We start from the raw sequence: 12,787 nt of genomic DNA, 5'->3' as shown, positions 1-12,787 counted from the left end.
CCGGGTCAGCCGTCCGGCCGGGTGGGGCGCAGCGCCGGGTTGCGGCTCGAACCGTGCCACTCCAGGCACAGCACGGTCGCGTCGTCGGCGAGCTTGCCCTGGTTGTGGGCCAGGATCGCGCGCATCAGCCGCCGCAGGGTCTCCGGCACCGGAAGGCCCTCCGCGTGGTGGCGGTTGATGAACTCGATGAAGCGCGCGATGCCGAACTCGTCACCCGTACGGTCCCTGGCCTCGGTGATGCCGTCGGTGTAGAGCACGATGCGGTCGCCCGCCTCCAGCTGCTCCCGGCACACCGTCGCCTTCAGGTCCAGCGCCATGCCGAGCGGGTGGGCCGGGTCGCACTCCAGGCCGCTCACCCAGCGCCCACCGCGGATGATGATCGGCGGGGGGTGGCCGCGGCTGACCCAGGAGAACACGCCCGAGGCCAGGTCCAGGTCCGCCAGCACCGCGGTGGCGTAGCGGCTGCCCTGGAAGTGGTCGACGAGGGCCCGCTCGATGCCCTCGGCGATGGCGACCAGGCCGGCGTCCTGCCGCCGCTCGTTGCGGAACGCCGCGACCGCCACGCTCGCGGTGAGCCCCGCGAAGCTGTCGTGACCCATCGCGTCGAAGACCGCCACATGCGCCTTCCCGCCGGCCACGCCGTAGTCGAAGGCGTCGCCGCCGATGTCGTACGCGGGCTCGGCCGCCGCGGCGATGACGACGTCCGGGTTGGCGAAGGACAGCGGCGGCATCAGGTTCCACTCCAGCTCGGCCGCCACGGACATGCGCCCCCGGCGGGTCAGCCGGGAGTAGGCGTCGCTGCTGGGCCGCTTGCTCACCAGGTGCAGGCCCACCAGCGAGGCGAGCACCCGCGCGGCCTGCATGCCGTCCCACGCCCCGCCGCGGCTGTCCCGGGGGCTGTCCCTGGGCCCGTCGGTGTTCCCGGAGCCGGCCGCCCCGGGCCGTATGGCGAGATCGACCCGCAGCACCCCCAGCCGCTCCGTACCGTCCAGGATCGGCACCCACCAGCGGTCGGCGGAGTCGTCGCGCGCCATCCCCGACAGCGGGCTGTTCTCCCGGAAGGCCGTGCCGGGCAGCGAATGGTCGATCGAGTACCGCTTCCCGCCCGCCCCGGCGTCCGGGCCGCGGCCGGTCAGCTCGCACAGCACGTCGTCGCGCAGGTCCGCCACGAACACCCGGGCCCGGGTGAGCCCGGCCGCCGCCCCGCACTCCTCCACCAGCGCGGGCAGCTCGTCGAAGCCCGTGATGTGCCCGCGCCGCAGGAACCGCTGCGTCATGTCCAGCACGGCGTCCCTGCCGACCATGAACGCACCTCCTCCGGATCCCGCGGGGTCCCGTCCATTTTCCCCCGCTTCGCCCCCGGGGGTGTGCTGCGAGCGGCCGTACGGGGCCGGTCGCGTTGCGGGGTGCCCCGGGCGCGCCAAGACTGGGGGGACGACGCCGTCCGGAAGGGTCTGGAGCGATGGGCGCATACGCGGAACTCCCCGGCGTCAGGACGTGGTACGAGACCGAGGGCGGCGGCGACCCGCTGCTCCTGCTGCACGGCGGCCTGTCCACCAACGGGACCTGGGGCGCGCTGCGGGCCGCTCTCGCCGCCGACCACCGGGTCTTCCTGCCCGAGCGGCGCGCGCACGGCCACACGCCCGACGTCGCGGGCCCGCTCACGTACGAGGACATGGCCGGCGACACGGCGGCCTTCCTGGAGACCGTCGTGGGCGGCCCCGCGCACCTGGTGGGCTGGAGCGACGGCGGTGTCGTCGCCCTCCTCGTGGCGCTCGCCCGGCCCGACCTGGTGCGCAAGGCCGTGGTGATCGGCACCAACTTCCGCCCCGCGCCGGAATCCTTCGCCGACCCCGCGATGCTGGACGCGATGACCCCGGACGGCCCCGACCTCGCCTTCTTCCGCGAGCTGTACGAGTCCACGTCGCCGGACGGCCCGGCGCACTGGCCGGTGGCCGCCGCGAAGGTCCTCCGGATGTGGCGCACCCAGCCCACCCTCACCCCCGCGGACCTGGCCCGTATCCAGGCCCCCACCCTCGTGATGGCCGGCGACGACGACATGATCTCCCTGGAGCACACCGCCGCCCTCTACCGCGCGATCGCCCCCTCCACCCTGGCCGTCCTCCCCGCCGCCTCCCACCTGGCCCCCCTCGAACACCCGGACCTCGTCCACCGCCTGATCCTCGACCACCTCACCCACCCCACCCCCGAAACCCTCCTCCCCCTCCGCCGCGCCTCCCGCTGACGTCCCGTCAGCGCCACACCTCCGTCTGGTCCAGACCTCTTTGGTCCAGACCTATTGACGTGTCCTGGGCAGCGCTCCTACGGTCGGTCACAGCGCGCATGGCTGCGCCCATCCCCCCACTCGTCGCTCGTTGCCCCCCAGGAGGCAGCCGTGGAACGTGCCCCGAACGCGGATCCGTCGAGCCGTGCCAGGCGCAGGTCGACCGTCCTCAAGCGCAGTCTTGCCGCGGCGAGTTCCGCGGCCGTCGTCATCGCCGGGGTGGGGCTGGTCGGGTCCGGTGCGGCGGGGGCCGCCACCGTCAACCTGGTCGCCAACTCCGGGTTCGAGAGCGGGCTTTCGCAGTGGACCTGCTCCGGCGGGTCCGGCGCGGTCGTCAGCAGCCCCGTCCACTCCGGCACTTCGGCGCTCAAGGGCACGCCCAACGGCCAGGACGACGCCCAGTGCGCGCAGACGGTCAGCGTCCGGCCCAACTCGCAGTACACGCTGAGCGCTTACGTCCAGGGCAGCTACGTCTACCTGGGCGCCACCGGCACCGGCGCCGCGAGCGACCCGTCCACCTGGACGCCGGGCGCCTCGTCGTACACGCAGCTCAGCCTCACCTTCACCACCGGCGCGAACGCCACCTCCGTGACGGTCTACCTGCACGGCTGGTACGGGCAGCCCACCTACTACGCGGACGACGTCTCGCTCACCGGCCCCGGCGGCACCACCACCACGCCGCCCACCACACCGCCGACCTCGCCGACCACGAAGCCGCCGACCACGCCACCGACCACGCCGCCCACCTCACCCACGACGACCCCGCCGACGACCCCGACCACGGCCCCGCCGGGCGGCAGCACCTGCGCCACCAAGCCCAAGCCGTCCGGCAAGGTGCTCCAGGGCTACTGGGAGAACTGGGACGGCGCCGCCAACGGCGTCCACCCGGGCCTGGGGTGGATACCGATCACCGACAGCCGGATCGCCCAGCACGGCTACAACGTCATCAACGCCGCCTTCCCGGTGATCCTCTCCGACGGCACCGTCGAGTGGCAGGACGGCATGGACAGCGGCGTCAAGGTCGCCACCCCCGCCGAGATGTGCCAGGCCAAGGCGGCCGGCGCCACGATCCTGATGTCGATCGGCGGCGCGACCGCCGGCATCGACCTGTCCTCCAGCGCGGTCGCCGACCGCTTCGTGGCGACCGTCGTGCCGATCCTCAAGCAGTACAACTTCGACGGCATCGACATCGACATCGAGACGGGCCTGTCCGGCAGCGGCAACATCAACACGCTGTCCGCCTCGCAGGCCAACCTGGAGCGCATCATCGACGGCGTGCTGGCGCAGATGCCCGCCGGCTTCGGCCTGACGATGGCCCCCGAGACCGCGTACGTCACCGGCGGCAGCGTCACCTACGGCTCGATCTGGGGCGCGTACCTGCCCATCGTGAAGAAGTACGCGGACAACGGCCGCCTGTGGTGGCTCAACATGCAGTACTACAACGGCAGCATGTACGGCTGCTCCGGCGACTCCTACGAGGCCGGCACCGTCGCGGGCTTCACCGCGCAGACCACCTGCCTCAACAACGGCCTGGTCATCCAGGGCACCACGATCAAGGTGCCCTACGACAAGCAGGTCCCGGGCCTGCCCGCCCAACCCGGCGCGGGCGGCGGCTACATGGCCCCCAGCCTGGTCAGCCAGTCCTGGAACGCCTTCGGCGGCGCCCTCAAGGGCCTCATGACGTGGTCGGTCAATTGGGACGGCTCCAAGAGCTGGACCTTCGGCGACAACGTGAAGTCCCTCCAGCACCGCTGACCCCCCGTGGCAGGGCGGTGCCGGCCCCCTCACCGGCACCGCCCGCGGGCTCAGTGCGTCAGGGCGTTCGCGCTCACGATGAACAGGCCCAGCAGGACGTCGACGGCGCCGACCCGGCAGGCGGACGGCCAGCGCTGGCCCGCCGCGCGGGCCGCCAGCAGGCCCCAGCCGAAGAGGGCCGCGGTGTTGACGGTGAGTATGACATCGACCGCGCTCTCCTCGGCCCACCAGCCGGCGGCGGCACCGAGCAGCGCGGCCACCGTCGGCAGGACCGCGACGACCAGCGGCCACTCGGCCAGCACCGCGCGGACGCTCTCCGCGGTGGCCCTGCGGCCGTCGGCCGTCCAGTGCGAGATCGCGTGTGCGTAGCCGTGCGCCGCGGCTGCGGCCAGCGCGGCCACCAGGATCCACAGCGCGTCGTAGCCCGCGTTCGGCGTGCCGTGCTCCTCGTCCAGAGCCGAGGCCAGCGCGCTGGCCAGGACGGTCCCGTACACGCCGCCGAACAGCAGCCGCTGCAACGGCGCACCACGGGGCGCGGCGGCTGCGCCCTTGCCCGGGCCGTCCGGTGCGGTGCCGCCCTTCGACGGAAGCGTCATCCCCCCACGATGTCACCGGCGGCGACCCGCCCCGGTGCGCCCCGCCGAGGGCGCACAGGTGCTCGCGAGGCCGCGCCGGCGCGAGGTCCGCGGCACGGGATTCGCCGACCGGCTGCCGGAAAGGCCCTGAGACCTCACACTGGAGACGCGCATCCTCCCCGGGGGAGGGCGAGGATGCCGACCGGACACATGGGGACCAGGTGGGCGCGCTGCTCGGGGTGAGGGGGCCGCGTCGTGCGGGCGGGCGGGGCAGACCTGCACGACAGCCGGCGCGTCACTCGTGTGTCGTCGCCTCGTGGCCCGTCACCGTACTGCCCTCACTGACGTGCACTTCGATGCTCCCTCCTGCGGCGCGCTGCGTGCTGTCACGGACGACGGACCGGTCGGTGGCCGTCACCTGCACGGTTCCCCCGGCGCTCGCCCGGGCGGCGCCGCCGCTCACTTCGGAGCCCGAACCGACGTCGACGCCGACCCGGGCGGTACGCGACGTCTCGGGCCCGGTGCGGCGCGTCCACCATTCCAGAACCCCGCCCGCCGCGACGGAGGCGACGAGACCGAGCGTCAATGCCGGATTCCACGAGGTCGTCGCGAGGTTGGTCAGCACCGCGGTGACGGTGCCGAGCACCAGCGACGCCCCGATCCGCACGCTCGCAGGCCATGCGCTCACGATCGCACTCCTTCCCGTCCCACCAGGATCCCTGCCTGAAGGGACAGCCCGCGCGGGCCGGCCGGTTGCGTCCGCGCCTCCGCTCCTTGAACCGTACCCGGCACGCCGAAGGAGGCACGCCCGTGCCTGTGGATCGGATGGAGTCGACCAGGACGATCAGACTGGCGCAGCACCGCCGCTTCGCGGAACTGTGCCGGGACTCGGCGCCGTGGCGGGTATGGGCGCTGTGGGGAGCGCCCGGAATAGGCAAGAGCACACTGCTGGACTCGCTGGCGGTCAGCGCGTCCGGCGGCCGGGCCCTGTACCGGCTGGACGCCGAGGCACTGGGCGCGTCCGCCGATCCTCAGACCGCCTTCGTCCAGGCCGTGGGCGCGGCACTGGTGCGCGCGGTGCCGTGGTGGCGTGTGTGGTGGGACCGGCTGCGCTGGAACAAGGCAAGGCGGCGCGCCACGTCACTGCTGCGTGCCGGCAGTGCCTCCACCGCGCTCACGGTGTCCGGGGGATCGACGGTCAGCGGAATCCGGCAGACGGCGCTGGCGGAGCCGGGGCCCCTGGCCGTGGAGGCCGCCCGGGACGTATTGACCGACGCGGCCGTGTCAGTAGGGGCCGGGCTCGGGCGGCGCCGGGTGGCCGTGGTACTGGTCGACAACAGCGAGTACCTGGTGCCGCATCCGGGCACCTGGGCCGACGCGTCGTGGCTGCTGGGCCTCGGACTGCCGAGACTGCTGGGCGACGTACGGGGCCTGCGCGTCGTGCTGGCCGGACGCGCCAGGCTGGACCTGCCTGAGACTTTGGCCGCACGCGCCCGCCAGGACGAGTTGCCGCCCTGGGGCGCGGCCGCAACCCGGCGGTTCCTGCGGGCACGGGGCGTGACGGAGGGCGCCGTGGACGGCGCGGTGGCGGCCTGCCGCGGAGTGGCGCTGTGGGCAGAGGTCGCCACCCGCGCACTGCGCGACGGGACGGACGCGGACGAACTGGCGGAGGCAGTCTCACGCGATCAGGCGCACGGCTGGCTCACCGCCCGGCTGCTGGAGCGGCTCCCGGAACCGGAGCGGGACGCATTCCAGGCGTCATGCGTCCTGGCCACCGTCACCGAGGCCGCGCTGGCCGCGCTCGTCGCAGAGGGCAGGGAAGCCGGCCGCATGGTCAAGCAACTCGCCGCCCGTGGCCTCCTGCTTCCGGCGGCTCGCCGTCCGGGCAGGCGCAGCGCGGGCATGTGGCGAGTGCACCCCCTGCTGCGCGCGGCCGTCCACGCGTACCTGTCCGATCCCGAGCGCCCGGACCGGGAGCGGCTCGACTCCTGGCACCGGCGTGCCGCCGCGTACTACGCCCTACGGTCCGACGGGCTCGCGGAGGAGGCCCGCCACCGGTTCGCGGTGGGGGACACCACCTGCGTGGGGCGCTGGCGCGAGGCTCTTTCAGACGCACTGCGGGCAGGGCGATCCGACCTCGTCCTCGTCTGGTCCGCCCTGGCCCTCGAACCGCCGGCCGGTGCTGTGGTCGCGGCATCCGTGCCGCAGTGCGCAGCCGACGCGCACCTGGCCCGGTCCCGGGTGTGGCTCGCGCGCCGCGACTGCGCCCGGGCGACGGCGGAGGCGGAGGCGGCCGTCGAGGACTACACGCGGGCCGGCCAGCAGCGGAGTGCCGCCTTGGCCGCGCGGGTCGCCGGACAGGCCGCCTGGACCGCCGGGCGTCCGGGTGACGCGCTGCGGTGGTGGGAGAACGCGCTGGAACGCGATCCGCGAGCCGGTGACATGCTCGCCCTTCCGCTGGCCTGCGCGGTGCACGACACCGGGGATCTACCGAGGGCGGAGAATCTGCTCCAGGCCTTCGACCGGCCCACCGATCCGCCTGCCACCGACCGTACTCCGGCGACCGGCCTTGACGCCGAGATCGCACTCGCGGACGGCCTGTCCCCCGACCGGGTACGCTCCCACGTCCTGCGACGTCTGGCCGAGGTCGCGGCGGACCGGGCACAGTGGGAGCGCAGTGCGGACTTCCTGCAGCGTGCCGCCGGGACCTCTCCCGGCCCGGAGGAGCGCTGCCACATACACCGGGTAAAGGCGCGGACCGCCCTGTTCCACTGGCGCATGAACGAGGCCCGCGACGAAGTCGGCGCGATGTCCGCCGAAGCCGAGATGTGCGGTCCGGGCCCGACCCGGGCGGCGGCACTGGTCGTCCGCGCCCGGTACAGTCGTCAGCGAAGCCGCTGGCTCGATTCCGCCGCGGAATCCACCGCCGTCCCGCGACTGCGGGGCACGGTTCTCGGTGACGACGCCGCGGACGCTGGTGAGTCGATGCCCCTGGTGGTACGGCGCGGAGAGACCGCGCTCGCCGCGCGCCAGGTGTCGGAGCACCAGATGGAGGCGCTGCGAGCGGCACAGGCCGCAGGAAATCTGCGGCTCCTCGCGTACGCGACAGCACTGGAAAGCCCGGACGGTACATCGGAGTTGTACGAGCAGGCCGGCGACCGCCTCGGCCTGGCACGGCACTTCGCGGGGATGTCGCGCCCCGCCCTGGAAAACGCCTCGCACCGGAACATCACGTCTTCCGAGCTCGGCCTGCACCTGTGCCGGGAACTCCAGGATCGCGTCGGTGAAGCGGCAGCGCTGCTGCACATCGCCACCGCCCGCCAGGCCCATGCCCAACGGGACCTCGCACGCGCCTCCTTCGTGGAGGCAATGGAACTATGCGCCGCCATCGGCGACCGGCTCGGGACGGCGTACGCCGCCCTCGGCGTGGCACACTGCGCCGCCGAGGCGACCGCGGGCAGCCCGGCCTACATCGATCCCCTCGAAGCCGCCCGAGATGTCTACTGGCGGATGGGCAACTTGCCGGCCCTGGTGACAGCCGATTTCCGCCTCGGCGAGGAGGAGGAGGGCCGCGGCGCCTTTCGCCTGGCACACCGGCATTTCGCCCACGCACTGGTCGGTTACGGCCTGTTGGGCGACACGCTGGGCGAAGCGCAGACACTCAACAGGCTGGGATCCTGCGAACGTGTGCTGGAGGAGCCGAGCTGGTCCCGGATCCACCACGAACACGCGCTGCGTCTCTACGAGTCAGCAGACGACGCGTACGGACAAGCCAACAGTCACTTCAACCTCGGCGAAGCCCTGGTGGACTTGGGCGAGCACGATGAGGCCCGGCGCCATCTTGAGGAAGCCCTGGTCCTGCACGAGCGCAGCAGACGTGTTGTGGGCCAGGGCCTCGTGCGCCAGGCGCTGGCCACCCTTGCCCGGGCACGCGCCGACTACGCCCGCGCCGTCAGGGACGACACGTCCGCGCTCCGGCACTTCGTGTCAGCCGACGACAGGTTCGGCCAGGCATCGGCCCTGCTGGGCCTGGGACGCAGCGCGACCGCCCTCGGCGACCACGAGGAAGCTGAGCGCTGTTTCGCGGAAGCAGCCGACCACTACTCCTCGGTGGGCAGCGACTACGGCGTCGCCTTGTGCCACGAGGGCCTTGCTGCGGTGTGCTCCGCTCTCGGGCAGCGGGCGGACTCGGCTGGACACTGGGCCCGCGCAGCCGGGCTCCACGAGAAGTGCGGCCTGGCCGCCTACGCGCAACGCTGTCGCCTTGAGCAGGAGGCGGAGGAGGGGTGAGCCACTCGATGGGGTGCCGCGGGGGGACGGGGCGGGGGAGGCGCCATAGGGTAGGCCGATGGCACGCTACTTCGACGTACACCCCGACAACCCCCAGCCCCGCCTGATCAGCGGTGTGGCCGACGGCATCAGGTCCGGCGGGCTCGTCGCGTATCCCACGGACTCCTGCTACGCGCTGGGCTGCCGGCTGGGCAACCGCGACGGCATCGAGCGGATCCGGTCGATCCGCCGGCTCGACGACCGGCACCACTTCACCCTGGTCTGCCAGAACTTCGCGCAACTCGGCCAGTTCGTGCAGATCGACAACGACGTCTTCCGTACGATCAAGGCGGCGACACCGGGCAGTTACACCTTCATCCTGCCCGCGACGAAGGAAGTGCCGCGCCAGCTGCTGCACCCGAAGAAGAAGACCGTCGGCGTCCGCATCCCCGACCACGTCGTGACGCAGGCGCTGCTCGCCGAACTCGGCGAACCGCTGGTCTCCAGCACCCTGTTGCTCCCCGACGAGGCCGAACCGCTCACCCAGGGCTGGGAGATCAAGGACCGGCTCGACGACCTCGTGGACGCCGTCGTCGACTCCGGCGACTGCGGCACGGAGCCGACCACCGTCGTCGACTTCTCCGGCGGCGACGTGGAGATCCTGCGCCAAGGCGCCGGATCCACCGAGCGGTTCGCCTAGCCGCTAGCCGCTAGCTGCACGCCCGGGCGCGGTGCGTGGCCCCGCGGCCCGGGCGCGACGCGGGTCAGGACGCCAGGCGGGCGAGGGCCGCGGCGGTGAGGCCCGCGATGTAGGCCGGGTCGTCGGACGGCTGGCCGGTGAGCTCGACGATGCCGACCCGCTCACCGCTGCGGAGGACGGCGACCCCGCCGGCGGCCGTGCCGTCGCCGCCGAAGGCCGGATACCACGTGGCCTCGCCGGCCGGCACGGTGAGGGTGCGGCCCGGGCCGTAGTACCAGTGGCCGGCCGGCTCGTGGCGGCAGTCGCGCACCAGCGCGTTCAGCCGCTTGCCGTACGAGGCCGCCGCGGCGCCGGTCGGGGCGCCGGCGAGCGACTCGGTCAGCAGGCTGCCGCCGGTGTCGAAGGTCCAGGTCACCTCGGCGTAAGCGGTGGCGCTCGCGCCCGTCAGCACCCGCATCGTCTCCTCGCCCGAGCACGCCGAGAGGGCCTGCGCGCCGGCCAGGCCGATCGTCGCGCCGACCGGGGCCAGGCCCTGCTGGGAGAAGTCACCGCTCTGGATCAGGTTGCTTGAGCCGGGGCCGGGCCCGGCGAGGGCCGGGCGGCTCGCGGCGCCCGGCTGCGCGCCGGCCGCCGCCGGGTGCAGCGCGAGGCCCGCCGTGAGCAGGGCGGCACCGACCGCCGCCGCCCATCCGGCGCTTCGGCCGCGCCGCGGACACGTCTTCCTGGTTGCTCGGTTGCCGGACATCTCATCCCCTCCGTGGGTCGCGACGCGGTGCGCGTCGCCGTACACCCGGGGAGATGCCGGCGGCGGCGGAAAAGTTGGAGCCCCGTCCGTCCCGGCCCGGCGCCTCGGGCTCACAGCCGCGTGACGGCCGTACGGACCAGGCGCGTCATCGCCGCCGTGCCCAGGCAGGCGGTCACCTCCAGCACCCCGTAGTGCGTGCCGCTGCGCAGTACGGCGATGCCCCCGCACGGCTCCACGCCCCGCGGCGCCGCCCCGGCGGTGTTCAGGCCCCCCGCGTACGTGCCCAGCCAGCTCGCGGAGACGTCCGCGGCGACCGCGACCGTGTGCGTCGGCCCGTAGACCCAGTGGCCGGCCGGCTCGCTCTGGCACGGCACCTCCTCCAGCAGCAGGCGCTCGGTGAAATTCCGCGCCAGCGCCGGGTTCAGGGTGTCCGCCGCGACCTCGCGGGCGACCTGGTCCGCGCTGTCCGCCGCCAGCGTGGGGTCGGCCGGGCCGGCGCCGGCCGTCGCCAGCAGCCCGCGGAAGTGCGCGCCCGGGCCGCCCAGGGTCTCGCCGAGTGTCTTCTCCCCGGCGCAGGCCGCGTTGGCGTAGCCGCCGTCGCCGACCCGGTCCCGTACGTAGACGCGGCGGGTGACCCCGGCCGCCGCGACATCGGCCGCCGTCACCAGGTTCCGCTCCGTGACCGGGCCGCTCGCGGGCTGCGGCGGGGGAGCGGCCGGGGCGGCGGCCGGCGGCGCGGCGTGCGGGCGCGCGGGCAGCACGAAGCGGCCGGTCAGCACGCCCAGCACCACGGCCGCCGCCAGGACGGCGACGATGGTCCGCGTCCGCACGCCCGTACCCCTACCTGCCCGTGCCCGGGGCGTTGCCGTCCCGCACGTCCGGCCGCGGCGGATCGGGCCGGAAGCCGTCGCCCAGGCGCTCCCGCATGAACCGGCGGGCCTGGTGGATGCGGTCCTTGACCGTGCCCAGCGGAGCGCCGGTGATCTCGGCGACCTGCAGATACGTCAGGTCGCCGAGGTCACGCAGCACGAACGCCTCGGCCGGCGCCGGATGCCGCGCCTCCAGGGCGGCCAGCGCCTCCATGAGGTCCAGCCGGGTGCCGGCGATGACGCTGGTCGTCCGCGGATCGGCGCTCTCGGGGACGGCCGCGTGGCTGTCCTCCGCGCGGCGGCGCATCGAACGATACGTGGACCGCGCGGCGTTCGAGGCGATCACCGTCACCCACCCGAGGAACGAGCCGCGCCCGGCGTACTCGCGCAGATGCGTGGCGATGGACAACAGGGCGTCCTGCGCTGCCTCTTCGGCGTCGGCGTGATGCGGCAGGAAGCGGGAGCAGCGGCGCATCACGACCGGCCGCAGCCGCAGCAGCAGCCGCTCCAGCGCCGCCGGGTCACCCGCCCGGGCCGCCGCCACCAGCTCCGCCCACTCGCCGTCCCCGGCCATCCGCCGCCCCCGCCCCCGTACCTTGCGCCCGAACCCCGTACCGGCCCCCCGCCGGCGGCCCCGGCGCCTTGCGGCAGAATGCTGCCGCATGCAGAAGCTGGGCCGTTACGTCCTCGCGGACATGCTGGGAGCCGGTTCGTTCGCCACCGTCTGGAAAGCGTACGACGCCGGGCTCGACACGGACGTCGCGGTCAAGGTGCTGGCCGACAACTGGGCGGCGAACGCCGACGTACGCGAGCGCTTCCTCGCCGAGGCGCGGCTGCTGCGGAGGATCGCCAGCCCGCGGGTCGTGCGCGTGCACGACGTCGGCGTGCAGGAGGGCCGGCCGTTCTTCGTCATGGACTACGTGCGGGGCGGCACACTGGCCGAGCGGATCGGGCGCTGCGGCCCCGGCGAAGCGCTCCGGCTGGCCGCCGAGGCCGCGTACGCCGTCGAGGTGCTGCACGGCGCGGGCGTGGTCCACCGCGACGTCAAGCCGTCCAACCTGCTCCTGGACACCGCCCGTACGCCCCCCGGCGTGCTCGTCGCCGACCTCGGCAGCGCCAAGCAGCTCGCCGACGCCTCGGGCCTGACCGTCACCACGGGCACCCCCGCGTACATGGCGCCGGAACAGGCGTTCGGCGCCGGCGGGTTCGACGGGCGGGCCGACGTCTACGCCCTCGGCGTCGTGGCGTTCGAGCTCCTCACCGGCCGCAAGCCCTTCGGGCTCGGGGGCCGCACGACGCTGACGCCCGAGGAGGCCGCCGCGTCCGTACCGCCGCGCCTGCCCGGGGAGTTGGCGGTCCCGCCCGGCGTAGACGCGGTCTTGCGCGCGGCGTTGTCCGTCGACCCGGCCCACCGGCCGTGCACCGCACGGGAGTTCGCGGACGCGCTGCTGTCACCGGACAGCACGCGCTGGGCGCACCGCCCGCCCGCCCGGCGGACCCGCCTGGCGGTGTGGACCGCGGCGGTCGCCCTCTTCGCGCTGACAACCGCACTGACCTGGCTGCTGCGCTGAACACACCCCCCGCGGGACC

The 12,787-nt window shown here is 74.1% G+C and carries 11 protein-coding genes; 5 read left to right on the top strand and 6 right to left on the bottom strand.

Annotated features, from left to right (window positions below; all coding sequences use genetic code 11):
* Positions 1-5: 5 nt before the first annotated feature.
* On the bottom strand, positions 6-1,304 hold the full coding sequence (locus HCN08_RS31875; protein WP_240970627.1) for a PP2C family protein-serine/threonine phosphatase: 1,299 nt from the start codon (positions 1,302-1,304) through the stop codon (positions 6-8).
* 158 nt (positions 1,305-1,462) lie between these two features.
* Here HCN08_RS31875 and HCN08_RS31870 point away from each other — a divergent pair, with 158 nt between their 5' ends.
* Both HCN08_RS31870 and HCN08_RS31865 read left to right on the top strand, forming a co-directional pair.
* Entirely contained in the window at positions 1,463-2,245 is a 783-nt protein-coding gene (locus tag HCN08_RS31870; protein WP_167986799.1) for an alpha/beta fold hydrolase, read from the top strand.
* 150 nt (positions 2,246-2,395) lie between these two features.
* Entirely contained in the window at positions 2,396-4,039 is a 1,644-nt protein-coding gene (locus HCN08_RS31865) for a carbohydrate binding domain-containing protein (RefSeq protein WP_167986798.1), read from the top strand.
* Positions 4,040-4,089: 50 nt separating this feature from the next.
* On the opposite strand, the gene HCN08_RS31860 is transcribed toward HCN08_RS31865, so the two are convergent.
* Entirely contained in the window at positions 4,090-4,635 is a 546-nt protein-coding gene (locus HCN08_RS31860) for a hypothetical protein (protein ID WP_167986797.1), read from the bottom strand.
* 274 nt (positions 4,636-4,909) lie between these two features.
* Entirely contained in the window at positions 4,910-5,302 is a 393-nt protein-coding gene (locus tag HCN08_RS31855) for a hypothetical protein (protein WP_167986796.1), read from the bottom strand.
* A gap of 122 nt (positions 5,303-5,424) precedes the next feature.
* Between HCN08_RS31855 and HCN08_RS36795 the strand changes: the two genes are divergently transcribed.
* Positions 5,425-8,904, top strand: coding sequence for a tetratricopeptide repeat protein (locus tag HCN08_RS36795; RefSeq protein ID WP_167986795.1), 3,480 nt, complete (start codon positions 5,425-5,427; stop codon positions 8,902-8,904).
* Between the two features lie 58 nt (positions 8,905-8,962).
* Positions 8,963-9,583, top strand: coding sequence for an L-threonylcarbamoyladenylate synthase (locus HCN08_RS31845; protein ID WP_167986794.1), 621 nt, complete (start codon positions 8,963-8,965; stop codon positions 9,581-9,583).
* Between the two features lie 64 nt (positions 9,584-9,647).
* Here HCN08_RS31845 and HCN08_RS31840 read toward each other — a convergent pair whose 3' ends face one another.
* The 3 genes from HCN08_RS31840 to HCN08_RS31830 all read right to left on the bottom strand — a co-directional run bounded on the left by HCN08_RS31840 (position 9,648) and on the right by HCN08_RS31830 (position 11,771).
* A complete protein-coding gene (locus tag HCN08_RS31840) occupies positions 9,648-10,328 on the bottom strand; it encodes a hypothetical protein (RefSeq protein WP_167986793.1) in 681 nt (226 codons plus the stop codon).
* A gap of 110 nt (positions 10,329-10,438) precedes the next feature.
* A complete protein-coding gene (locus HCN08_RS31835) occupies positions 10,439-11,158 on the bottom strand; it encodes a hypothetical protein (RefSeq protein WP_167986792.1) in 720 nt (239 codons plus the stop codon).
* Positions 11,159-11,168: 10 nt separating this feature from the next.
* A complete protein-coding gene (locus HCN08_RS31830) occupies positions 11,169-11,771 on the bottom strand; it encodes an RNA polymerase sigma factor (protein ID WP_167986791.1) in 603 nt (200 codons plus the stop codon).
* A gap of 88 nt (positions 11,772-11,859) precedes the next feature.
* Here HCN08_RS31830 and HCN08_RS31825 point away from each other — a divergent pair, with 88 nt between their 5' ends.
* Positions 11,860-12,768: a serine/threonine-protein kinase gene (locus HCN08_RS31825; protein ID WP_167986790.1), complete on the top strand. Its 909-nt coding sequence runs from the start codon at positions 11,860-11,862 to the stop codon at positions 12,766-12,768.
* The last annotated feature ends 19 nt before the right edge of the window (positions 12,769-12,787 follow it).

The organism is Actinacidiphila epipremni (assembly GCF_012034175.1).
GTDB lineage: Bacteria > Actinomycetota > Actinomycetes > Streptomycetales > Streptomycetaceae > Actinacidiphila > Actinacidiphila epipremni.
Note: the sequence above shows the minus strand (reverse complement) of the source record. Positions and strands in the feature narration are given on the sequence as shown.

Excerpts from the sequence above, each read along its gene's own strand:
- HCN08_RS31840 (WP_167986793.1), bottom strand. The coding sequence starts at position 10,328 with ATGTCCGGCAACCGAGCAACCAGGAAGACGTGTCCGCGGCGCGGCCGA.
- HCN08_RS31825 (WP_167986790.1), top strand. The coding sequence starts at position 11,860 with ATGCAGAAGCTGGGCCGTTACGTCCTCGCGGACATGCTGGGAGCCGGT.
- HCN08_RS31875 (WP_240970627.1), bottom strand. The coding sequence starts at position 1,304 with ATGGTCGGCAGGGACGCCGTGCTGGACATGACGCAGCGGTTCCTGCGG.
- HCN08_RS31830 (WP_167986791.1), bottom strand. The coding sequence starts at position 11,771 with ATGGCCGGGGACGGCGAGTGGGCGGAGCTGGTGGCGGCGGCCCGGGCG.
- HCN08_RS31870 (WP_167986799.1), top strand. The coding sequence starts at position 1,463 with ATGGGCGCATACGCGGAACTCCCCGGCGTCAGGACGTGGTACGAGACC.
- HCN08_RS31860 (WP_167986797.1), bottom strand. The coding sequence starts at position 4,635 with ATGACGCTTCCGTCGAAGGGCGGCACCGCACCGGACGGCCCGGGCAAG.
- HCN08_RS31845 (WP_167986794.1), top strand. The coding sequence starts at position 8,963 with ATGGCACGCTACTTCGACGTACACCCCGACAACCCCCAGCCCCGCCTG.